The 23419-nt window shown below is 45.4% G+C and carries 17 protein-coding genes; 15 read left to right on the top strand and 2 right to left on the bottom strand.

What is annotated here, in order from left to right; translation table 11 throughout:
- Together M0413_RS17945 and M0413_RS17950 are read left to right on the top strand one after the other, a co-directional pair.
- A partial coding sequence (locus tag M0413_RS17945; RefSeq protein ID WP_249555122.1) for an EAL domain-containing protein occupies positions 1 to 3699 on the top strand: 3699 nt, incomplete at its 5' end.
- Positions 3700 to 3763: 64 nt separating this feature from the next.
- The gene (locus M0413_RS17950; RefSeq protein WP_249555124.1) at positions 3764 to 4387 is read left to right on the top strand and encodes a hypothetical protein; all 624 of its coding nucleotides are present in this window, start codon (positions 3764 to 3766) and stop codon (positions 4385 to 4387) included.
- 745 nt (positions 4388 to 5132) lie between these two features.
- Here the strand turns inward: M0413_RS17950 and fadJ are convergent.
- Together fadJ and fadI are read right to left on the bottom strand one after the other, a co-directional pair.
- Complete coding sequence (fadJ, locus tag M0413_RS17955) at positions 5133 to 7250, bottom strand: fatty acid oxidation complex subunit alpha FadJ (RefSeq protein WP_249555126.1); 2118 nt, start codon at positions 7248 to 7250, stop codon at positions 5133 to 5135.
- 5 nt (positions 7251 to 7255) lie between these two features.
- Positions 7256 to 8566 (bottom strand): acetyl-CoA C-acyltransferase FadI, encoded by a 1311-nt coding sequence (fadI, locus tag M0413_RS17960; RefSeq protein ID WP_249555128.1) that lies wholly within the window; start codon positions 8564 to 8566, stop codon positions 7256 to 7258.
- A 272-nt stretch (positions 8567 to 8838) separates the two neighbouring features.
- Between fadI and M0413_RS17965 the strand changes: the two genes are divergently transcribed.
- The 13 genes from M0413_RS17965 to M0413_RS18025 all read left to right on the top strand — a co-directional run bounded on the left by M0413_RS17965 (position 8839) and on the right by M0413_RS18025 (position 23406).
- A complete protein-coding gene (locus M0413_RS17965; protein ID WP_099458378.1) occupies positions 8839 to 9795 on the top strand; it encodes an AAA family ATPase in 957 nt (318 codons plus the stop codon).
- A 95-nt stretch (positions 9796 to 9890) separates the two neighbouring features.
- Entirely contained in the window at positions 9891 to 10874 is a 984-nt protein-coding gene (locus M0413_RS17970) for a DUF58 domain-containing protein (RefSeq protein WP_037420190.1), read from the top strand.
- Positions 10875 to 10934: 60 nt separating this feature from the next.
- Positions 10935 to 11528 carry a DUF4381 domain-containing protein gene (locus M0413_RS17975; protein WP_099458379.1) on the top strand — a complete coding sequence of 198 codons (594 nt, stop codon included), beginning with the start codon at positions 10935 to 10937 and terminating at the stop codon, positions 11526 to 11528.
- Positions 11522 to 12538 (top strand): vWA domain-containing protein, encoded by a 1017-nt coding sequence (locus M0413_RS17980; RefSeq protein WP_047535099.1) that lies wholly within the window; start codon positions 11522 to 11524, stop codon positions 12536 to 12538. The genes M0413_RS17975 and M0413_RS17980 overlap by 7 nt, the downstream gene beginning before the upstream one ends.
- The gene (locus tag M0413_RS17985; protein WP_099458380.1) at positions 12538 to 14604 is read left to right on the top strand and encodes a VWA domain-containing protein; all 2067 of its coding nucleotides are present in this window, start codon (positions 12538 to 12540) and stop codon (positions 14602 to 14604) included. The genes M0413_RS17980 and M0413_RS17985 overlap by 1 nt, the downstream gene beginning before the upstream one ends.
- On the top strand, positions 14598 to 16259 hold the full coding sequence (locus tag M0413_RS17990) for a BatD family protein (RefSeq protein WP_099458381.1): 1662 nt from the start codon (positions 14598 to 14600) through the stop codon (positions 16257 to 16259). Before M0413_RS17985 ends, M0413_RS17990 begins: the two co-directional genes overlap by 7 nt.
- An 80-nt stretch (positions 16260 to 16339) precedes the next feature.
- Positions 16340 to 16903, top strand: coding sequence for a sigma-70 family RNA polymerase sigma factor (locus M0413_RS17995; protein ID WP_037420204.1), 564 nt, complete (start codon positions 16340 to 16342; stop codon positions 16901 to 16903).
- The gene (locus M0413_RS18000; RefSeq protein ID WP_099458382.1) at positions 16896 to 17600 is read left to right on the top strand and encodes a DUF3379 domain-containing protein; all 705 of its coding nucleotides are present in this window, start codon (positions 16896 to 16898) and stop codon (positions 17598 to 17600) included. Before M0413_RS17995 ends, M0413_RS18000 begins: the two co-directional genes overlap by 8 nt.
- Positions 17601 to 17758: 158 nt before the next feature.
- Positions 17759 to 19210 (top strand): sodium/proline symporter PutP, encoded by a 1452-nt coding sequence (gene putP, locus M0413_RS18005; protein WP_249555130.1) that lies wholly within the window; start codon positions 17759 to 17761, stop codon positions 19208 to 19210.
- A 339-nt stretch (positions 19211 to 19549) separates the two neighbouring features.
- On the top strand, positions 19550 to 20845 hold the full coding sequence (locus M0413_RS18010) for an OmpP1/FadL family transporter (protein WP_037428236.1): 1296 nt from the start codon (positions 19550 to 19552) through the stop codon (positions 20843 to 20845).
- A 100-nt stretch (positions 20846 to 20945) separates the two neighbouring features.
- Positions 20946 to 21332 carry a VOC family protein gene (locus M0413_RS18015; protein ID WP_055648745.1) on the top strand — a complete coding sequence of 129 codons (387 nt, stop codon included), beginning with the start codon at positions 20946 to 20948 and terminating at the stop codon, positions 21330 to 21332.
- Between the two features lie 157 nt (positions 21333 to 21489).
- Positions 21490 to 22206, top strand: coding sequence for an SIMPL domain-containing protein (locus M0413_RS18020; protein WP_037420219.1), 717 nt, complete (start codon positions 21490 to 21492; stop codon positions 22204 to 22206).
- 186 nt (positions 22207 to 22392) lie between these two features.
- Positions 22393 to 23406, top strand: a complete 1014-nt coding sequence (locus M0413_RS18025) for an efflux RND transporter periplasmic adaptor subunit (RefSeq protein ID WP_099458386.1) — start codon at positions 22393 to 22395, stop codon at positions 23404 to 23406.
- Positions 23407 to 23419 lie beyond the last annotated feature (13 nt).

Consider the following 23419-nt stretch of genomic DNA (forward strand, 5'->3'; position numbering starts at 1 on the left):
TCATTTAACAACGCAACAACAAAATTATCTAGCAATGTTATTGACATCGCAAACATCAACAAAACACCTTACATCTTTACAAAAAATGAAATATACAAATATAATGAAATCAGCAAAACACTTGAAAAAATAACAAACATCCATATTGACAACATAGCAATAAACAACGAAAAAATTACCTATTTACAAAAAAATAATATATACCATCTAGATCTATCCTCTCTCACGTCAGATTTAATAGGTATTCTTTCACAAACATTATTACAACCACCTCACTTACTATATCAAGGAGAAAACTACCTTTTCCTAGCAAGTGTTAATCAAGGAATTCAGTTCATTGGAATAAAAGAAAACACTATTTCACATATTGATAGTATCAATGAAAGTGTATGGAATATTTCATATGATAATGAACGTTATTTAGCTATAGCAACGAATACAAATACTATTAGTATAATAGACACTTTAAGTAAAAAAACAACTACAATAAGAACAAACACAGAAAATATTACCAGCGTTTCAATTAGTGATAATGAAATTTATTTTGGCGGTAAAAACGGTTTATTTTATATCGAACTAAAAGATAAAGTACCAGTTAAATTATCAGATGACGAAATTGTCTCCATTTCCAATATTAAAAACAACAAGATAGTATATGGAACAAATAACTTTGAACTAAAAGAGTTGGATATAAAAAGCAAAAAAACAATCAATACACTTCGTCTTTCTCAAAAAATGCCTATTTTTGAGATAAAGTCTATAGCTAGCGACCATCACATATTAGCAACACAAGCCGGTTTGATAGATATAAAAAATGGACAAGAAAAGTTAATTTTCCCAAATGAAATTGTTTACAGCATCGCGAATAAGAACAATATCACTTATTTTGGAACAAAATCTGCAATCTATACTTACAACCATCAAACTGAAGATATTTCTTTAAGCATAGAGACTAAAAATCCTGTTTACTCAATATCGGTAAATGCTTCGAATGATATTGCAGCATCGTCAATAAAAGAGATTATTATAAAAACTGACAATAGTGTTTACTTCCTTGACACAGATTTTGGAGCTCAAGATGAGTACAATACACAAAGCGCTGTTGCGATAGGCGATTTCTTCTACTTTGGTGGAATAAGTGGGTTAAGCCAAGTTAATATCGATGTAATAGAAAAAAATCTACGTAATGACGATATTGAAACTGTCATAAGCGAACTTTATGTTTTTAATGAGGTTCAAAAAGTTGGCAATGGTCGTTTAACCAAAGCAATAGCAAAATCACAAGAAATTGAATTAAAGTATTCTGATTATCCATTTACATTAAAGTTTAACTCTCCTCGTTCTGCCAGTACAAACATTGACTATTACTATCAATTAGATGAATTATCTAATGACTGGATTGCAGACAAAGGAAACAACTCCGCAACCTATACTAACCTTTCCCCAGGAAAATATATTTTTAATGTCTACGGCATAAGTCCTATTACAAAAACACCAGGAAAGATAAAAAGCATCAACATACTAATAACACCCCCGTGGTGGTTATCAATACAGGCAAAATCTGTTTATGCTATTCTTTTTATTTTTATTATATGGGGTGTAACAAAATCTATATTGCGCAAACGAGAAGTCCAGCGACAAATAGCTTTAAGTGAGGAGCGCCTAAAGCTTTCTCTCTGGGGAAGTGGCGATGAAATGTGGGACTGGGATATAGAAACGGGTAATATTTTCCGCTCGAATATTTGGGGTGCATTAGAGTTCCCAAGGGATGGCCACCGTTCTGGTAATACTGATGAAGAAAGCAACATTCATCCCATGGATCAGGAGCGCGTCAGAGAAGCGCTGAATAAACATTTCTATGGTGAGACAGATCACTTTGAAGCGGCATATAGAGTTAAGGGCAAAGATGATAGCTGGATCTGGATTTTAGATAGGGCCAAAATTGTAGAAAGGGATGATAAAGATAATGCCCTTCGAATGACTGGCACTATTAAAAATATCAGTCAATTTAAACAAAAAGAAGAACAATTAAAACTGTTCGAAAAAGCCATCGAAAATATCTCAGAAGGCATGTTTATTCTCGACAGCGAGTATCATTTTGTCGAGGTCAACGAAGCATGTTGTAGAATTTCACAGCGAAATCGAACTGATTTTATTGGTAACTTGCTTACCTTTGAGTTATATCCAGAGTCCTTCTCAAATCAGATCCGCAGTATGCTGAAGCAGCAAGGTCGATGGGCGAGTGAAGTCGAAGCTAGTCGTGGTGATAAAAGCCATTTCCATATGGAGCTCACCATAGACGCGATTTACGACGAGTCGGGCGAACTATCACACTATGTAGGTGTTTTCTCCGACATATCAAGACGTAAACAGCAGGAAGAAGAGCTTCGAAAACTCACCAACAATGATTTACTGACTGGCCTGCCAAACCGCTCAAACTTACAAGTCACATTAGGGAACTTAGTCAATAAAGAAATTAATCATGCATTAATGGTACTCGATTTAGATAATTTTAAGCGTATTAATGACTCATTAGGTCACCAAATTGGCGATCAATTACTTAAACTGGTATCTGTCAGAATAAAATCCTCCGTACCGAAAAACACGAGCATCTATCGTTTAGGTGGAGATGAATTTGCCATTGTGCTCGATAAAACCTCTGATATAAGTGCCTGCGCGGCAATTGCGGGACGAATTATTGAAGCTTTTAAAGCTGTATATGAAATAGGCAATGAGCAACTTGTTTTGGGTGCAAGTATCGGGATTGTACTTTATCCAGAGGATGAGCAGAGTGAACAAGCATTACTGAGAAAGGCGGATATTGCCATGTACCATGCAAAATCGGCTGGCGGTAATTGTTACCAATTCTACTCAGAATCCCTTAACCAACATGCGATTAAGCAGTTAGAAATTGAAAATCTTATCAGAGAAGGTTTAAAAGATGATTTATTTGAGGTGTATTACCAGCCTAAAGTTGATCTAAAGCATGGTCATGTTACCGGAATGGAAGCCTTAGTGAGATTAAATCATCCAATCTTAGGACTTATTCCACCGAATGATTTTATTCCTCTTGCAGAAGAAAATGGCCTCATTATTGAAATTGGTGAAATTGTACTCAGAAAAGCCTGTTTTGCCGCCCAAAAATGGCGTGAACTGGGTCTGTTTAAAGGGAGAGTCGCTGTCAATTTATCGTCACGTCAGTTTGCACTGCCCGATCTGCAACAACGAATTGAATCTATTTTACGATTAACACAATTGCCAGCAGCACATCTTGAACTCGAAATCACCGAAGGGACGGTGATTAAACAACCGGAAATGGCCATTACCGTTATGCAGCAACTGACGAAAATGGGTGTCAATCTAGCATTAGATGACTTTGGTACGGGTTATTCGTCACTTTCTTACTTAAAACGATTCCCTATCCATACGCTAAAAATCGATAAAGCCTTTGTCGATGATATTGATAAGTCAGATCGTGATTTGAAGATGGTCGATTCTATTATCACCATTGCTCATAATATGGGACTATCAGTGGTTGGAGAAGGTGTTGAACAAGCAGCACAGCTAAATATCCTACGCGCCCTAAACTGTGAAGAAATACAAGGTTATATCTTTAGCAAAGCGATTAATGAGACCGAGTTTACTCAATTGCTGCAAGATGACCGGAGTAAATTCATGCCCCACCACAACATTATTTGATCATCTAATTATCTCTCTGTCGGTAGTTTGAAACATTGGCACAACATCTGCAATTAGATGCCCAGTGTCAAAAAATAAAATATTATCAACTACCCTGAGAGATAAAACGATGAAAGGAATTCTAACTGCAGCATTGCTATCTACTATTGGCTTGGTTGCAAATGCTAATGCACTGGAAGGTGCTCCAAATGTGAAGTTTAAATCTGTTGAACTCGCTGGAGCTCCAAATGTGAAGTTCAAACCTATTGAACTTGATGGTGCCCTCAATGTGAAATTCAAGCCTGTTGAACTCACTGGAGCTCCAAATGTGAAGTTCAAGCCTATTGAACTTGCTGGTGCCCCAAATGTGAAATTCAAGCCTGTTGAACTCGCTGGTGCCCCCAATGTGAAATTCAAGCCTGTTGAACTTGCAGGTGCCCCCAATGTGAAATTCAAGCCTGTTGAACTCACTGGAGCTCCAAATGTGAAATTCAAGCCTATTGAACTTGCTGGTGCCCCCAATGTGAAATTCAAGCCTATTGAACTCGCTGGTGCCCCCAATGTGAAATTCAAGCCTGTTGAACTCGCTGGTGCCCCCAATGTGAAATTCAAGCCTGTTGAGCTTGCAGGTGCCCCAAATGTCAAATTCAAGCCTGTTCAGCTTGCAGGTGCTCCAAATGTCAAATTCATAAATATTGATCTTGCCTAATCTTCTGAACTAAGGAGAGAGATATGTTAAATTCAATCAAAAAAGCACTTGGTTTCGCAAAGCCTGTTCGTAAAAAAGTAAAATTACCAGAAGGCTTAAACCACCTTGAAGTGATCCCAGCAAAGGGTTGGTGGAATTAATTCCATCTAAATGTGGAAACATTATCGTTTAGATAGTCTAGAGCTACTCAGCTAGCGCGCGGCCTAGACCAATAAAAAAGGAGCATCAAGCTCCTTTTTTATTGGTCACATTTACGACAAATCATATCTATATTAAGCGGTTAGACTTCCGTCAGAACTCTGACACACTCTTCTTAGTGCAATACGCTTATGGGAGGAAAAGAGTGGAAATGCTAAGGGTCCTAGTATAAATCCCATTACAGCCCAATAGCTTACCGTTAACCCAGCTCTAAAAGCCGCAATCCCAAAACACCACGAACAACTCACCGACAAGGCAGCAACTATATAAAACATCAATCCCACAGCAACCTCTTTAATCGACTAAGTCATTATGTGCAAATCAAAAAATAGCAGTTTGCTATACAAATGGACTCCGAGCGAGGCTACTTATAAGCATTAATCAACATCAGATATGCACATACGGTATAACAGCACAACTGCCGTAATAGGACGCCATAATACAAGATCCCCCCAATAAATGTGAACGTTTTTTAGGCAAAACTTAGCCTTGAGGCAATAAAAAAGCGGCATAAAATTGCCGCTTTTTTGACCAAAACTTCTAAGTGTTAGAAGAAGCGAGCTTTTTCTGCCGCCATCGCCTTAAGGCGTGGGCAAGGCTCAAATCGATCGCCATATTGCGTTTGATAACGTTCAAGTATTTTAACTAAGTTATCCGCGCCTAAAGTATCGATATAATGGAATGGGCCACCCAAGAATGGTGGGAAACCGATGCCAAAGATAGCGCCGATATCACCATCGCGCGGTGAGGCAATAATGCCTTCATCTAAGCAGCGCACAGCTTCATTGAGCATTTGCACTACACAGCGTTCCGCTACCGCGCTCATTTCTTTATCGACACCAGGCTTGATGCCTAATACGCCATACACACTTTCATCGACGGCTTTTTTCTTGCTGGCAACACCATACTGATAAAAACCTTTGCCGTTTTTACGACCCTTTCTATCGTCGCTTAACAGCTTGTCGAAAGCCGCTGGGGCTTTAAAACGTTCGCCAAGCTCTTTTTCAAGAATGGGAGAGATCTTAGCGCCCACATCAATACCGACTTCATCAAGCAAAGTGATAGGGCCAACGGGGAAACCAAACTTCACTAACGCTTTATCGAGATGTTCAACACTTTGCCCTTCTAGCAGCAATTGTGCGGCTTCGTTCATATAAAGCGCGAGGATGCGGTTAACATAAAACCCCGCACCATCTTGTACTACGATTGGTGTTTTACCCTGTTTACGGGCAAAGGCAACCGTGGTGGCAATGGTTTCTGGGGAGGTTTTGGCGTGGGCAATCACTTCCACCAGCGGCATTTTTTCTACTGGCGAGAAGTAATGTAAGCCAATCACATTTTCAGGACGGCTAGCCGCTTGTGCAATTTGACCAATGGGTAACGATGAGGTGTTAGACGCAAAAATCGTGTGCTCACCGCATTCACGCTCAATGTCTTTTACCATTTGATGTTTGAGCGCTAAATCCTCAAATACCGCTTCCACAACGATGTCGGCATCTTTAACGCCTTTATACTCAGTGGTTGTAGTCATCAGCGCCATTAAATTGTCGCGTGCAGCTGGCGTCATATGACGACGTTTAACGCCTTTATCCAATAACTTATAGGCGTAGGAAAGCGCGTTGCTTAAGCCCTTTTCGTTAATGTCTTTTACCCGCGCAGGGATTTTAGCCTTAGTCGTCGTTACCGAAGCAATACCACCGCCCATCAAACCGCCCCCTAAGATCACGGCTTTTTTGACTTTACGTGGCGTAGCCCCTTCGGCGCCGGTTTCTTTCTTCATCTCTGTGGTTGCAAAGAAAATACTGCGCAGCGCTTCAGATTCTTTCGATACTACCAATTCAGCAAAATGGCTGGCTTCGACTTCCAGTCCCTTCTGCATACCTTTGGCCATACCTTGGCGCACACAATCAATAATCTTTGCAGGCGCAGGATAGTTACCTTGGGTTTTCTTAGCGACTTGCTTAGCGGCTTGATCAAAAATAATGTTGCGACCAAAGCCAGTACCTTCAAGCAATTGGTTTACTAGTGATTTTTTAACTGGCTTAGCTGTTTTTTTACCCGCGAGCGCCATCTCCACTGCGGTTTGCAGTAAAATAGTCTGTGGCACCACATCGTTAACTAAACCCATCTTTAACGCTTGTTTTGGACGAATTTGTTTACCTGTCAACATCATATCCAGCGCAGTGGTAATGCCCACTAAACGAGGCAAACGCTGAGTACCACCACCACCGGGTAATAAACCGAGTTGCACTTCGGGTACGCCCAGCATGGTCTTGCCATCATCACTGCACACACGTTGATGGCATGCGAGCGCGAGCTCTAAACCGCCTCCTAAACAGGCGCCATGAATAGCTGCAACCACAGGGATATTTAAGGCTTCTAACTCGTTAAACACCACATGCCCTTGCAGGGATAAGGCTTTAGCATCGCCCGCCGTTTGGCAAGCATCAAGCATAGAGATATCGGCACCGGCAACAAATGAATCTTTTTTGCCCGAAATCAGCACTAGGCCACGGATACTCGAATCGCGTTTAATCTCAGACAGGATCTCACTGATCTCAGGGCCAAACTCTGCCTTGAGGGTATTCATGGTTTCGCCGGGTACGTCCATCGTTAGAATGGCGATACCGTCTTCACGGCGGGTTAAATTAAATGTCTTTTCCATCGCCATTACTCCACTTCCACAATCATTGCAGCACCAAGACCACCCGCAGCACAGGCAGTTGCCAGACCCGTTCCGCCGCCACGACGTTTAAGTTCACGACAAACCTGAGTGATTAAACGCGTACCTGTAGCCGCAAATGGATGGCCATAGGCTAAAGAACCACCGAGCACGTTAAATTTGCTCATATCGATGTCGCCAATGGCGCGGTTGCGGCCAAGTTTTTCTTCGGCAAATTTTTTGGAGGCAAACATCTGCATATTCGCTAGGGTTTGCGCTGCAAAAGCTTCATGCATTTCGATGAGGGTTAAATCCTCTAATTCCATGCCAGCGCGCTTTAATGCCAATGGCGTCGCATAAGATGGGCCCATTAGCATATCTTGCCAGACATCAATCGCGGTAAATGCGTAGCTCTTAATGTAACCAATAGGTTGATAACCTAAGGCTTTAGCACGACCTTCGCTCATCAAAATGATCGCCGAGGCACCATCGGTGAGCGGCGTACTGTTAGCGGCTGTCACACTGCCATGCTTTTTATCGAAAGCGGGACGCAGTTTGGCGTAAGAGGCTAAAACGGAGTTTTCACGAATATTGTTATCGCGCTCGATAAACTGTTTGTAGGGTGGGACATGGGCCACCATCACTTCATCACGCAGATGGCCTGAAGCCCAAGTTTCACTCGCCAGCGTGTGGGAGCGGTGCGCCAGCGCATCTTGATCGGCGCGGCTAATATTATAGGTCTTGGCCATTTGCTCGGCGGTTTGTCCCATGGACAATCCAGTTGAATACTCGGCCACAGCGGGCGGCACAGGCAATAAATCTTTAATGCCTAAACGGCGGAAAATCTGTAGTTTTTGGCCAAAACTGCGGGCTTTATTTAGATCAACTAAGGCATGGGCGAGCTTTTTAGACACACCAATAGGTAATACAGAAGAAGAGTCGGCACCGCCGGCAATCCCGATGTCGATATTGCCGGTCATGATTGACTCAGCCACATTCACCGCAGATTGAAAACTGGTCGCACAGGCACGGGTCACGCTATAGGCATCGGTAGACACATCCATACCCGTTCCTAATACGATTTCACGGGCAATATTCGGTGCCGCAGGCATTTGTACCACCTGACCATACACGAGTTGCTCAATCAATTTAGGATCCAGTTCGCTACGAACAAGCAGTTCGTTAACCACCATTTTACCCATATCGAGCGCCGATACTCCGTGGAATGCGGTCGCCTGTTTCGCAAATGGCGTTCTTAAGCCCGCCACAATAGCGATACGCTCACCCTTTGCATTAGTTACCTGTTGTCTATCACTCATTTGTCACCCTCTTTATGTGCGCTATCGCTGAGAGATTTCAGGCGGCGCTATCGATTTCCATGTTTGCCCTGCTGTTTGGCACCAAAAAAGCCTAATAACAGGTCTGACCATTAAAGTGTGATCTGATTCTAACTTCTTGTCAGCAAGTTTTAAACACCTGTTTGTTTTTTTAACACTAGCCAAACCCTTAGGGAATTCTTTACCATATTCGTTGTCTTAAGCCCACACACGTATTTTCAATTGATATTTTCAACCTAAAAACGAGTAGCATCATGCCTTTGAGTCGCTTCCATGCATTACGCACTTACCTAAATAAGGTTGTTTTAGGGCAGCCAGTACTGACCGAAAATCTGCTCATTGCCCTCATCGCCAATGGCCATTTATTAGTAGAAGGTCCACCAGGACTTGCCAAAACCCGCGCGGTTAAAGCCCTTTGCGACGGAGTTGAAGGCGATTTTCACCGGATCCAATTTACCCCTGACTTGCTGCCTGCCGACTTAACAGGAACGGATATCTATCGCTCCCAAACCGGTACCTTTGAATTTGAAGCTGGTCCAATTTTCCATAACCTGATCCTCGCCGATGAAATCAACCGCGCCCCCGCTAAAGTGCAGTCGGCGTTATTAGAGGCCATGGCGGAAGGTCAAGTGACCGTGGGAAAAAATAGTTATCAATTGCCACCGTTATTTTTAGTGATGGCAACGCAAAACCCCTTGGAAAACGAAGGCACTTATCCGCTGCCCGAAGCTCAGCTCGACCGTTTTTTAATGCACCTGAATTTGGATTACCCAAGTGGCGACACCGAGATCGAAATCTTGCGTCAATCCCGTAAGGAAGCACTCACCCACGAGTTGCCAACCACTGAGCCGATTGCTCAAGCGGATATTTTTGCCGCCCGTGATGAAGCAATGGAAATCTATCTAGCTGAGCCGCTAGAGAAATACATAGTCGAAATTATTATGGCAACCCGTCAACCCGCGCGTTACAGCGACGAACTGACCAAATGGTTAGAGTACGGTGTGAGTCCTCGTGCGACGATTTCGCTTGAACGCTGCGCCCGCGCCAGAGCCTGGTTACACGAGCGCGATTTTGTCTCTCCTGAGGATATTCAAGCTGTTGCGCCCAATGTATTAAGGCACAGACTGCTGCTGAGCTATCAAGCGCAGGCCGAAGGGGTCAGCCGCGACCAAGTGATTAACCATATTTTGACTCAAGTCGCCGTGCCTTAGACCTGAACGCCATAAAACAGTCCCATAGCTATGTGTTCAGGTGGCGAACAAACTAACGTTAAGTTAAATAAATGGCTTTAAATGAGTGACTTTGAATGAATAACAGTGCGCTAAACGCATCCCTACACAATGATGTTGCACAACATGGCTTACCTCTTAATGGTTTGCCCTTGTTTGCCGACGGGTTGCATTTAACCGAGAAGGAACTGCTCGCCTGCCAGACCATAGCTCGGGCGATCCCAGAGCGTCACAGCCGGGCACGCGCCAATCTGGCGGGTCATCGCAGCAGTCTAATCAAAGGCCGCGGGATGGAATTTGCCGAAGTGCGCCATTATCAGCAAGGTGATGATGTCCGCACCATAGATTGGCGCGTCACCGCCCGCACTGGGCAAACCCACACCAAACTCTTTATCGAAGAGCGCGAGCGCCCTATTCTGCTGCTGCTCGATTTAAGCCAGAGTCTGTATTTTGGCTCGAGTTTGCTGTTACAGTCGGTTCAAGCGGGGCATCTGGCTACCACGCTTGGCTGGAACGCAATTAACCACGGCGACCGACTCGGCGCCTTAATCGCCTGCGAATCGGAGCACCTTGAATTAAAACCCCGCAGTCGCCGCCAAGGGATATTGCAGCTCATTTCAGGCCTGCGCCGAGTGCACGAGCAGCAACTCAATCAGCTCGGCAGTCATCCGCGCGATCCTGATCATATCCTGCGCGCCTGCCAGCGGTTGCAACGCATCGCTAAACCGGGCTCATTAATTTGGATCATCACCGATGGCAGCCATTTTACGCCGCAATGTATCGCGCCGCTGACAGAACTCAAACGCCACTGTGATATTGGCGCGTATTTGATAACAGACCCTTTGAGGCAAGGTAACCTGAATTTGCCTAAACAGTTCAGTTTACCCGTCCGAGATGGGGAGCAAGACTTAGTGTTGACTCGCCATAGCTATCAGGCGTGGCTTGCGCTGCAACACCAGCAACAGAATGACTTTATTACCATGATGCAAAAGCTTAGGGTACACACCCAATTTATCGATGCAGGCTTACCGCTTGCAGAGCAATTAGCATTGCTGCAGTAACCACATGGCAGAGAAGCAATTCAGTTGACAATGAACAGAAAGAATAAGTGAGTCCAAAGCGTGAACCCACAAACTTTACCGCCAGCCTCGGATAAGGCTGTAACGCCAAATCCCATGTTGGCGGATTTGCAGGATATTATTCTCCCCGATCCTATTGGTGCTTGGCCATGGGCCGTAGGCTATTGGTTAGTACTTGCTATCCTGCTGGTGCTAATCATCAGCGCGATCCTTTGGCTTAAAAAACGCGCCGCTTACTTAGCGCCGAAAAAAGCCGCCCAAGGTTTGTTTGCAGTACTTGACCCCAATTCAAGCCAGTACGCCTCGGAAGTCAATCAGCTATTAAAACGAACTGCACTGAGTTACTTACCAAGGGAAGAAATAGCGAAACTCGATGGCCCCGCTTGGGCAACTTGGTTAGATAGCCATTTGCCCGCAAAACAGCGTGGCCGCATTGGGCCCTTATTGGGAAAGCGTCATCAGGCTAAACCACTAAGCGCTGACGAGGCCCGTGAGTTACAGGCCCTCGCCCGCAGCTGGTTTGCCTCAAAAGCCAAATTAAGCGCACCGATAATGCACGCGGCTACAAACCCAAACCCGGCTACGTCAGCAGCATTAACACCGGCTCCAGCAAAGCCTGCGGAGGAGCAATGTTAACTTTAGCCTGGCCTTTTGCATTGATTTTACTGCCTTTACCTTTTATTTTTTGGCGTCGGCAATCAGTACATGCCGAAGGTGCGCGCCTGCAACTGCCCGGTATTAGTCAAACGGGCAAGGCCAATATCACTAGCCACAACCGTCAAAGCCGTAAACGCTATTGGTTAATGTGGTGCTTGTTAGTGCTTGCTATCGCCCGTCCACAATGGCTTGGCGATCCAATTGAGCTCCCTAGCCAAGGTCGCGATCTCATGCTGGCGGTGGATTTATCCGGCAGTATGCAGATTGAAGATATGGTGATCGACGGCAAAGTGGTCGACCGTTTTACCCTCATCCAACACGTGGTCAGTGAGTTTATTGAACGCCGCAAAGGCGATCGCATCGGTTTGATTTTATTTGCCGATCACGCCTATTTACAGGCACCACTGACTCAAGATAGACGTTCCGTTGCCCAGTTCTTAAAAGAGGCCCAAATCGGCCTCGTTGGTAAACAAACGGCGATAGGCGAATCGATTGCACTCGCGGTAAAACGTTTCGATAAAATGGATGAGAGTAACAGAGTATTGATTTTATTGACTGACGGTTCAAACAACGCCGGCAATATCGATCCTGAGCAAGCGGCCCAAATTGCCGCCAATCGTAAAGTGACGATTTATACCGTTGGCGTGGGTGCCGATGTCATGGAAAGACGCACACTCTTTGGTCGTGAGCGCGTCAATCCGTCAATGGATTTGGATGAAAACCAACTGCAGCAGATTGCCGATGTCACCCACGGCCGCTATTTCCGCGCCCGCAATAGTCAGGAGTTAGAACAGATTTATCAAGAAATCGATAAACTTGAACCCGTTAGCCGCGATCAACTCAGTTATCGCCCTCAAGCGGAGCTATTTTACTGGCCGCTCGCATTAGCACTTCTCACCAGTCTCTGGATTGCACTAGCGCAGTTACCGTTTTTTACTCGCGCTAAAACCCTTGTTTTATCAGCCACACCGCGGGGGAATGTCCGTTAATGAGCCTGCATTTTATTCGTCCTGAATGGTTACTCGCCCTATTGCCGTTAGGGATTATTTTATGGGCGCTTTGGCGCCAGCATGCAACTAACAGTGCGTGGAATCGTTATATTGCGCCACATTTGGCAAAAATATTAGTCACAGAAGGTTCACAAAAGTCCCGCAGGCCGCTGTATATCTTGGCCTTTTCTTGGTTTATCGCCGTGTTAGCGTTAGCGGGACCCGCCCTCAATAAACAATCTTTGCCCGTCTTCGCCGCGGAGCAAGGCCGAGTGCTGGTGATGGATATGTCCGTCTCCATGTTTGCCACCGATTTGGCACCTAACCGTTTAACCCAAGCCAAGTTTAGGGCGACGGATTTATTACGCGGCCTAAAAGAAGGGGAAACCGGGCTCATCGCCTTCGCCGGCGATGCCTTTACCATAAGCCCCTTAACCCGCGATACGGGCACACTACTCAATTTATTACCCACCTTAAGCCCTGAGATAATGCCCTTGCTAGGGTCAAACTTAGCCGCCGCATTAACCCAAGCCAAAAACCTGCTGGCACAGGGTGGACATCTTCGTGGCGATATTATTGTGATGACGGATGGCATCACGCCTAAACAATTCGATGAGGCCAACTCAGCCTTATCAGGCAGCCAATATCGCCTCGCGATTATGGGATTTGGTAGCCCCCAAGGCGCACCAATTCGCTTACCCGATGGTCAACTACAACGAGATAGCAGTAATGAGGTTGTCGTCGCGAAAACCGACTTTGGCTTGCTGCAAAAATTAGCCGATAACCATAATGGCACTATGATCCCCAATCGCGCCGATGGTGAGGATCTTGTCCAACTTCAACATTGGTTAAGCGATAGTGGTGATGCCAAAGCCACGGATCTCGATGGTGAAACTTGGCAGGATCTCGGTCCTTACCTCGCCTTATTCTTACTCATTCCTGCCCTGTTGAGCTTTAAGCAAGGTATGCTCGCCAACTGGCTGTTGATGGGATTAACTGGTTTATTATTCGGCGCATTGCCGCAAAACGCCCACGCCAGCGCCTGGGACTCGCTCTGGCACACTCAAGAGCAGCAAGCGATGCAGGCTTACCAAGCCGAGGACTATGCCAATGCCGCTCAAAAATTCGAGACGCCCCAATGGCAAGGCGCTGCACAATATAAGGCAGGCAATTTCGAACAAGCGCTAAAAACCTTTGAGCAAGATAATTCAGCCAATGGGCTTTACAACCAAGGCAACGCGCTGATGCAAATGGGCAAACCCGATAAAGCTAAAGAACGGTACCAAGCAGCGCTCGACAAGCAACCCGATTTCCCACAGGCCAAGGCCAACCTTGAGTTAGCGGAAAAACTGCTGGATCAGCAACAATCCCAGCAAAATGCTGACAACCAAGATCAGCAGTCTCAGGGCGACCAAAACCAACAAGGACAGAACCAAAACGATCAGCAGCAAGGACAAAACCAGCAGCAAGATCAGCAATCCTCGCAAAACGACCAAGCTCAAGAGCAGTCTCAAGAGCAACAGTCCCAACAGCAAAATAATGCCGACCAAGCGGACGAAAAACCGTCGCAGGATCAAGACACCTCATCCGAGCAGCAGGATAATGCTGAGCCAGGCGCGCAGGATAAACAGCAAGATGCTGATAAAGCACAACGAGATCAGCAAGAAGCTAAAAATGAACAACAGCAGGCACAGCAAGAAGCCAATCAGCAAAATGGCGCCGATAACAATGCTGAAGATAATGCAGAAGAGCAAGCCAGCAACGAAGCCCAAATGCAGGCAAAGGTTGCGGATGATAAGTCCAACACTGAGCAAGAACAGCAACAAGCCCTAGCGCAAAAAGCGGATAAAGAGAAACAGTCGCAGGCAGATAAAGACACTGAAACCGCCATCAGTGAAACACTAGAAGCCCCGCCCAGTAACAGTGAACCTTTGCCCGCGGAGATGCAGCGAGCACTGCGAGGCGTGAGTGAAGATCCGCAGGTGTTGCTGCGAAACAAGATGCAACTCGAATATCAAAAACGCCGTCAAAATGGCCAAATATCAAGGGATAACGAACAGTGGTAATCAGACAATTTTTTATCCTCCTCATTCTTTGCATCGCGGTTATCAATCCCGCCTTTGCCCTGAGCAAACTCGAGGCGTCGGTCGATCGCAATCCAGTAATGGAGGGAGAGTACTTTGTGCTCAATGTCAGTGCCGACGATGAGGTCGACACAGGTAAACTCGACACCTCCATCCTGCTAAAGGATTTTATTGTGGGTCGCACCAGCGTGAGCCGCAGCACTCAGATCATGAACTTTGACGCGGTTAAAGAAACCCGCTGGCAAGTGCTGCTAGCGCCAAAGCAAAAGGGTCAACTGACCATTCCATCCTTTAGTATTGATGGCGTCAGCTCCGCCGAAATTCCCCTCAAAGTAGTCGAAGCCGGTGCGCAACCTGAGCAGGCTAAGAATCTGTTTATCGATGCTAAGGTATCGAGTGATGAGGCCTACGTCGGCCAGCTTATCACCTATAAAGTGAAGCTCTACCTTGCGGTCGAACTGCAACGCGGTGTGCTTAATGCTCCCGTTATCGAAGGCGCGCAGATTAAGCAAATTGGCGAAGATAAAGACGGCTCGGAGATCATCGATGGCCGTCGTTACCGCGTCATTGAGCGCACCTATGGCATCATTCCCGATTTGCCCGGCCAAGTGAACATTAAAGGCGCCACCTTTTCTGGTGATGTATTAGTAGAATCACAACGCCGCGGCGGCATGTTTGGCTTTAATGAAAGCCGTCCTATGCAAGCAGGTGCGCCATCCTTAAGCATTCAAGTAAATCCGGCCCCAGCAAGCTTCCTTGGGCAATGGCTTGTAGCCGACTTGGTAGTATTAAAAGAGAGTTTTCCTGAGGATGTAAAAGAGTTTACTGTTGGTAGTCCCATTACCCGCACAATCACCTTGTTGGCATCCAATGCCGATGAAAATAGTCTACCGGATATTGTGCAAGGGCTGCCGCCAGAGCTCAAATCCTATCCCGAAAAACCCCAGCGCCAGAGCTTTGTGCGTGACGCGCAGATAGTGTCCCAATACAGTATTACCTCAGCGATTGTGCCCAGTAAAGCAGGCACTTTTACCTTACCGGAAGTGAAAGTACCTTGGTGGAATCCACATCTTAAACGCCAAGAAATCGCGACCCTGCCCGCTCGCACTATTGAAGTAAAAGGTGGCGCCATTATCGATACGCCCGTCGAACCCAACTGGCAAGCAAATACCAGCACCCGCAATGAAGGTAGTTGGAGCGCCAATCTGTTTGCCCTGCTATGGCTAGTAACATTGATTGCATGGGGCGTGACCTTGGTTGCTTGGCGCCGTGCACTTAAGCGCCAAACGCCTGTTAACACTCAGGTTCAACCTCAACCACTCGTCCTTGGCAATGGTCTTAAAGGCTTGGAGCAGGCCTGCGCTAGAGGTTATGTCAGCGATATTTTGCAGCAATTACAGCAATACTTTAGTGAGCAGGCCGCTCGCCCTATGACGCTCGATAAAATTGCCGCGCAATCGAATGAATTAGCAGAGGCTATTCGCCAATTACAAGCATTGGCCTACGGCGGAAAAGCCAATAGCGGTACACAACTGGCTGACGCGGTAAAAGCATTGTTAAGCGCGGTAAAAAGCGGCAATCTAAAAACCATGGTGCAGCCATCTACGCCATTACGGCCGCTAAATCCAAACGGCTAATCCTAAACAGCGCGACGGCTTACTCGAATGAATAAGGTGTAATATTTTGAATCGTAAAATAAAAAGAAAAAATCAAAAAAATGTTTACTAACTGGCGAAAGAAATCCGTTGAGCCTGCGGTCTCTTCTGACATGCTGAGTAAACAACGACGATATAACAGCCTAGTCAAGGCGCTGCACGCCGATATTTTCCGTTATGCCTTTTGGTTGTGCGGTGATAAGCCGGTTGCTGAAGATATAACCCAAGAAACCTTCTTGCGGGCGTGGCGCTCTTTAGATTCCCTTCAGGATGATAAAGCGGCGAAGGCTTGGCTGATCACGATTTTAAGACGTGAAAATGCCCGTCGTTTCGAGCGCAAACAATTTGATTACGCCGATGTCGAGCAAGACAGCTTAGAAGATCACATAGCCTCCAGCACTGAAGAGCAAACCGAGCAGTACTGGTTGAGAAGGCAAATCGCTAAGTTGGATATCGAATATCGAGAGCCATTACTACTGCAATTGATTGGTGGTTTTAGTGGGGATGAAATCGCCGAACTGTTGGAACTGAATCGTAACACAGTAATGACGCGCTTATTTCGGGCGAGGAACCAATTGAAAGAATTACTTGAGAAAACAGAGGTAAGAGGTCAATCCAATGGATGAGCTTAAATTTAGACGTCAAGCTTATGAAGATCCTCATAATCAAGACCCAGAGTTTCTTGAGCAAATGCGTGCCAAACCTGAGCATCAGGCCCTGGTTTCTGAGCTTAAACGCTTCGATGCAAAACTCAACCAAGCCTTAAAAGTGGAAGTACCGGAAGACTTAGCCGATAAACTCATCCTACGCCAACAACTACAACAACACCACAAACAGCGACGTCAAACGGGCTTTTTAGTGGCGATGGCTGCCTCCATCGCCTTTATCGTGGGCATCAGTTTTAGCCTGCTACGTTTAGGTCCAGTGGATTTAGCTGAGCATGCATTAGCCCATGTCTACCATGAAGGAGTGGCGTTGCAGGTTGATCAGAATGTCAATTTCAGCCAAGTGAATGCGCAGCTTGCCTCGATGAAAAACCTTCAAAATGCAAAATTTATCGAACAACCAGGCAAAGTTTACTACACCTCTTACTGTGATTTTCAAGGTGTTAAGAGTCTGCATTTAGTTTTACAAGCAGAAAAAGGCAAAGTCACACTGTTTATTGTGCTGATTGAAAAACGTATGGTACTGGATAACACCTTTGCCGATGGCAAATATAAAGGAATGGGATTTGAAACCCGCGATGCTTATATTTTGCTTGTGGGTGAGGATCAAGCAGACCTTAGCTTTGTAAAAGACGAAATCAACAATACCTTTATCTAACCAACTAATATATAAACCTTTCTTAAATCCACCTCCGAGATTTTTTCACGATCGGAGGTCGGATTTCGATCACATCTCCATCTACTAATGGGCTCTTGCTCAAACATCTGGTAGCATGCTTGCCACTTTTAATAATAACAAGATGGGATAAAAACAATATGACGATTGAAACCCCAATTTTAATCACATTTGTTGGCTATTTAGTATTGATGATGGGCATCGGATTTTGGGCTTACCGTGCTACCGATACTGTGGATGATTATATTTTAGGTGGCCGCAAAATGGGCCCCGCCGTAACCGCACTCAGCGTTGGCGCCTCCGATATGTCAGGTTGGTTACTGTTAGGCTTACCCGGCGCGGTATATTTAGGTGGTTTAGGTGAAGCGTGGATTGGTATTGGCTTAGTGATAGGTGCTTGGCTGAACTGGTTATTTGTAGCAAAACGCTTACGCATTTATACCCAATTAGCAGATAACGCTCTCACCCTACCCGACTTTTTCGAGAAACGGTTTCACGATAAACAGGGGTATCTAAAGCTGGTTTCCGCGATCACTATTCTAGTGTTTTTTACCTTTTACGCATCCTCAGGCATGGTGGGCGGTGCCATTCTATTTGAAAAGGTCTTTGGCTTAGATTACAACGTAGCCTTGGTAATAGGCTCAGCCATTATCGTAGGTTATACCTTTATTGGCGGTTTTTTTGCCGTGAGTTGGACCGACTTCTTTCAGGGCTGTTTGATGTTAATTGCCCTGCTGATCATCCCGTTTGCGGTATTTTCTCATCCCGAGAGTCATGCAGGCATTGAATCTATCGATCCTGCCATGCTGGCATTAATCAGCGATAAAACTACCGTGATTGGTTTGTTATCACTCTTGGCTTGGGGACTAGGTTATTTTGGTCAGCCACATATTTTGTCGCGCTTTATGGCGATCGGTAGTGCCGATGCGCTGCCTGTGTCACGCCGTATTGCTATGAGCTGGATGATTTTATCCCTGCTCGGTGCACTAGCGACAGGCTTGGCGGGATCATTGTATTTTGCCAATGAACCACTCGCAAATGCCGAAACTGTCTTCATTCACTTAGCTCAGGCGGCATTTAATCCTTGGATAGGAGGTTTACTGATTGCGGCCATTTTATCGGCCATTATGAGTACCATTGATTCTCAATTATTGGTGTGCTCGAGTGTGATTACCGAAGACTTTTACCGCAAATGGTTACGCCCTAAAGCAGATGACCGTGAACTTATGATGGTTGGTCGCATGGGCGTACTTGCTATTGCAGTGATTGCCGGTGTTATCGCCTTGAATCCTGAAAGTAGTGTATTAAACCTGGTGAGTTATGCGTGGGCGGGATTTGGTGCGGCCTTCGGCCCAGTTGTGCTTTTGTCGCTGTTTTGGAAGCACTATAGCCGTAATGGCGCTATCGCAACGATTATCGTCGGGGCGTTAACCGTGGTGTTTTGGAAGCAACTTTCTGGCGGTATTTTTGACTTATATGAAATTTTGCCCGGATTTATGTTTGCCATTATCGCCGGTGTGATTGTGAGTAAATTCACTCGACCAAGCGATGAAATCACCGCCGAATTTGAGCAATTTAAGTCAGCGTTATAACCGCCAAATATCGCTTCTTCTTGTAAAAAGCGTACAAGTGTACGCTTTTTACAATTTGTATAATTTTATTAACCTTCGCCTCATTACAAAGTATTAACCTCAATTAAAACCACCCCACCAATTAAAAGCCATAGATACCAAGCATCTGGCCAGACCATTCGTTCAAGCTAAAGTACAACCTAGTTTTAATTAACTGAAATTTAACAAATTTCAAATCTGGTCGGACTTGTTGAGATTACACACAATCCCTAACATGCCGAAGACTATAAAAGGATTTGCGCGTTGTTCTGGTAACTAGGACCGAACAAAATCCAATATCAAAATAATGAGAGAATAATAATGAAATCATTCAACAAGACGTTGCTTGCTGTTGCTGTTGCATTGGCGAGCTCACAGACTTTCGCTTCGGGTTTCCAATTAAACAGTCAATCGGCCACTGGTATGGGTCGTGCTTTTGCTGGTGACGCAGTGATTGCTGACAACGCTTCCGTGTTATCGCGTAACCCCGCAGCAATGGCATTATTTGATAAAGATGCGATCTCTTTCGGCTTAACCTATGCCGATATTACTGTTGACGTTAAAGACGTTAACTTTGCCGGTGGCGCCTATGACTTAGGCAGCATCGATGATGCGGGTAGCTCTAAAGTTATCCCAAACATTTTCTACATCCACCCAATCGACGATAAGTTAGCCGTAGGTTTTGCGGCATTCTCTAACTTCGGCACAGGTACCGATGCCAGCTCACTTTCGAAGAGTTTGCCAGCAGGCTCACCAGCACCTTATGACCTACTTGGTGAAACAGAAGTAACAACGGTCAACTTTAACGCCAGCGTGTCTTACCGCATCAACGATATGTTCAGCATCGGTGCGGGTGTAGATGCCGTCTATGGTGAAGGTCGTTTAACCCGTAATATGGGCACCACGCCGCTGGTTGACGTAGACGCAGACGGCTGGGCATTTGGTGGTATTGTGGGTGCCACAGTTGAGTTAGATAAAGATAACCGTTTCGGTATCAGCTACCGTTTCAGCCCAACAGTCAATGTTGAAGGGGATATCAACACCATCACCTCAACAACAATACCTGGTGTGGGTACGGTTCCTGTTACGACCAGTTTTGATAGTTTAGATGTACCGCTAGCAGATATTTTCCAAGTTGCGGGCTTCCATCAAATTACGCCTAAATTTGCGTTGCACTATACCGCGCAATACAGTAAGTGGGGCAACTTTGATCAAATCACAGCTAAAGACGGTACAGCAACAATTGCAGCTGTAGGGGCCACTAAAAGCGTAGGTGATATCGCCCTTAAAGAATACCAATGGAAAGATTCATGGTTATTCAGCTTAGGTGGTACTTACACCATCAACGAACAATTCACCGTTCGTGCGGGTTATATGCATGACCAAGGCGTTGTAGACGAGATTAGTTCGATTTCATTCCCAGACTCTGACCGTAACTGGTACACAGCAGGTATGAGCTACCACATCAATCCACAAAACACCCTTGACTTTGGTATTGCCTTTATTAAGGGTGAAGAAGTTCACCTGATTGAAAACAGCGCAATCACAGGCCCTGTGAACGCGGTAACTGAATCAAGCGGTATGTACTACTCAGTACAGTACAGCTACCAGTTCTAAGCTGTTTCGAACACAAAAAAGCCGCATTTTTGCGGCTTTTTTGTATCTTGCGTATTTATTGCCTAAAGTTAATCCATATTCCTCTCACTCTATAACCCTTATGGCAAAAGTCATTGGACTTGGTGGTATTTTCTTCAAAAGTACCGATCCCGTTGCCTTAGCAACCTGGTATAAAACTCACCTTGAGATCCCTATTGAAAACTGGGGAGGCGCGGCGTTCTATCATAGTGATAAATCCATCCCGAGTTACCATGTATGGACACCGTTTGACGATAACACGACCTATTTTGCCCCCACTAATAAAAGCTTTATGGTGAACTTTATCGTGGACGATCTTGAGCAAGCCCTACTTCAAGTCACGCTGGGTGGTGGCGAGCAAATCGGCGATATTGAAGACTCTGAATTCGGCCGTTTCGGCTGGTTTATTGACCCCGATGGTAATAAAGTCGAATTGTGGCAACCTAGCGCAATCCCACCCATGAGCTAACAGGTTAACTTACAAGCCACTTTGCGACTGCATGACGCGAATCCTGAATAACACCTGAGCATTTAGTATAAAGTTGAATGTGTTAGGCATTTGCCTATGCACAAAGCTAGCTAATTGAAGTAAGGTATCTGAAGGAATTCTATCAAGAGAGTCTGTTATGCAACGCAATTACCTACTTCCCGCCATCGTGCTCGGTGGTTTTTTATGTGCAGGCATGGTTTATGTTGGACAAAGCGCCAGCTCAGCGCTACTAGAAATGAAAGCACTAGAACGCACAGTCACCGTAAAAGGTCTTGCAGAAAAAGAAGTCAAAGCCAACATCGCTATCTGGCCGATTAACTTTACTGAGGTCGACAACAACCTCCCTAAGCTTTATGAGACCGTTCAGCAAAAAACCGACAGAGTCGTCGCCTTCCTTAAAGAAAGTGGATTTAGCGACAGTGAGATTACGGTGTCATTGCCATCCATCGAAGACCGTCAGGCCCAAGGCTATGTCGACCCCAATGTCAGGTATCGTTACTCGGCTAAGATTAATCTCTCTGTCTATACCTCACAAATTGATCTCATGCTAAGCACCCGTAAGCAAATGATAAACTTAGTTAAAGAAGGCATTGCTATCGCCAGCCAAGACTATGAAAATCGCACTGAGTTTTTATTTACGGCGCTCAATGATGTCAAACCGACCATGGTGCAGGAAGCGACGCAAAATGCGCGGGAAGTGGCCGAAAAGTTTGCTAAGGACTCACAATCACGTCTGGGTAAGATTAAGAGTGCCAGCCAAGGCCAGTTCACGATTTCCGATCGTGACAGCAGCACGCCTTACATAAAACAAATTCGCATTGTTTCTACGCTGACCTACTATTTAAACGACTGATATTTAAGCAGCTCTGATTGCGGCTTAAAAATGATGACGATGGCGATTGATGTAAGGGAAAACACATTCGCCTTTCCCCTATATTAGTGAAATCGATTACATTAAATTTTTCTAATAAATATTGATTGCCTATTGAAACCAACTCCATTAGAATTTACTCATGAATTACTCTTGGGATGATTTGTTATGGCAGCAATATCACGAACTCTGTTCACATTATTAGCATTTTCTACCTTCACGACGCAGGCATCTTCTTTAGAAACCCTGGAAGTGATGAGCAAACCCTACGCGAATTGGGTGACTTTAGATGCCAATATTGAGGCGGTAAAAGCTGCCACGGTGTCAGCGCAAACCTCAGGGCGTATCGTCAAACTCAACTACGATGTCAATGATGTGGTACCAGAAGGCGCAGCCTTACTCGAGATAACTAGTAAAGAACAAGGCGCTGAACTCGCAAGCTATGAAGCCGATCTCGCCAAAGCTACCGCACTAAATGTGGAGGCGCAGGCACAATATAAACGCTACAAAGAACTCTTTCCCCAAGGCGCGATTTCAAAAGGCGCTATGGATGAAGCAACCGCCAATGCTAAAGCTGCCGAACAAGCCGTGAGTGCGGCTAAGGCGCGGGTTATCAAGGCGACTGAGTCACTCAAATATACTGTGGTATCGGCCCCATTTAGCGGGATTGTTACCGAGCGTTTAGTCGAATTAGGTGAAACCGTGATTGTCGGTCAGCCGCTACTCTCTGGATTTTCACCAAGCCAAATGCGCGCCATCACCCAAGTGCCACAACGCTATATTCAACAGCTAAAAAGCGCCCCAGAATTTTTAGTACGCTTAAATGATGGTCGTGAAATCCTCTCTAAGGACCTCACCATCTTTAGCTTTGCCGATCCCGTGAGCCATAGCTATCAAGTGCGGATTAACCTGCCAAAGGATGAACCTAACCTGCAACCCGGAACTTGGGCCAAGGCGCTGTTTAAAAATGGTGAGCGAGAAAAAATCCAGCTACCGACCTCTGCGCTAATCACTATGAATGAACTCAGTAGCGTTTACCTGAAAAAAGGCGAGCAATTTGTGCTCACTCAGGTACGAGTATCAGAACCTGTCAATGGTGAAGTGGAAATACTCGCAGGACTTAAATCCGGAGATATTGTCGCCATGGATGCTTACCAAGTGTTGCTTGAACAAAAGCAATAAATTCCCTAGCGAT

The organism is Shewanella sp. 8A, from assembly GCF_023475945.1.
Classification (GTDB): Bacteria; Pseudomonadota; Gammaproteobacteria; order Enterobacterales; family Shewanellaceae; genus Shewanella; species Shewanella xiamenensis.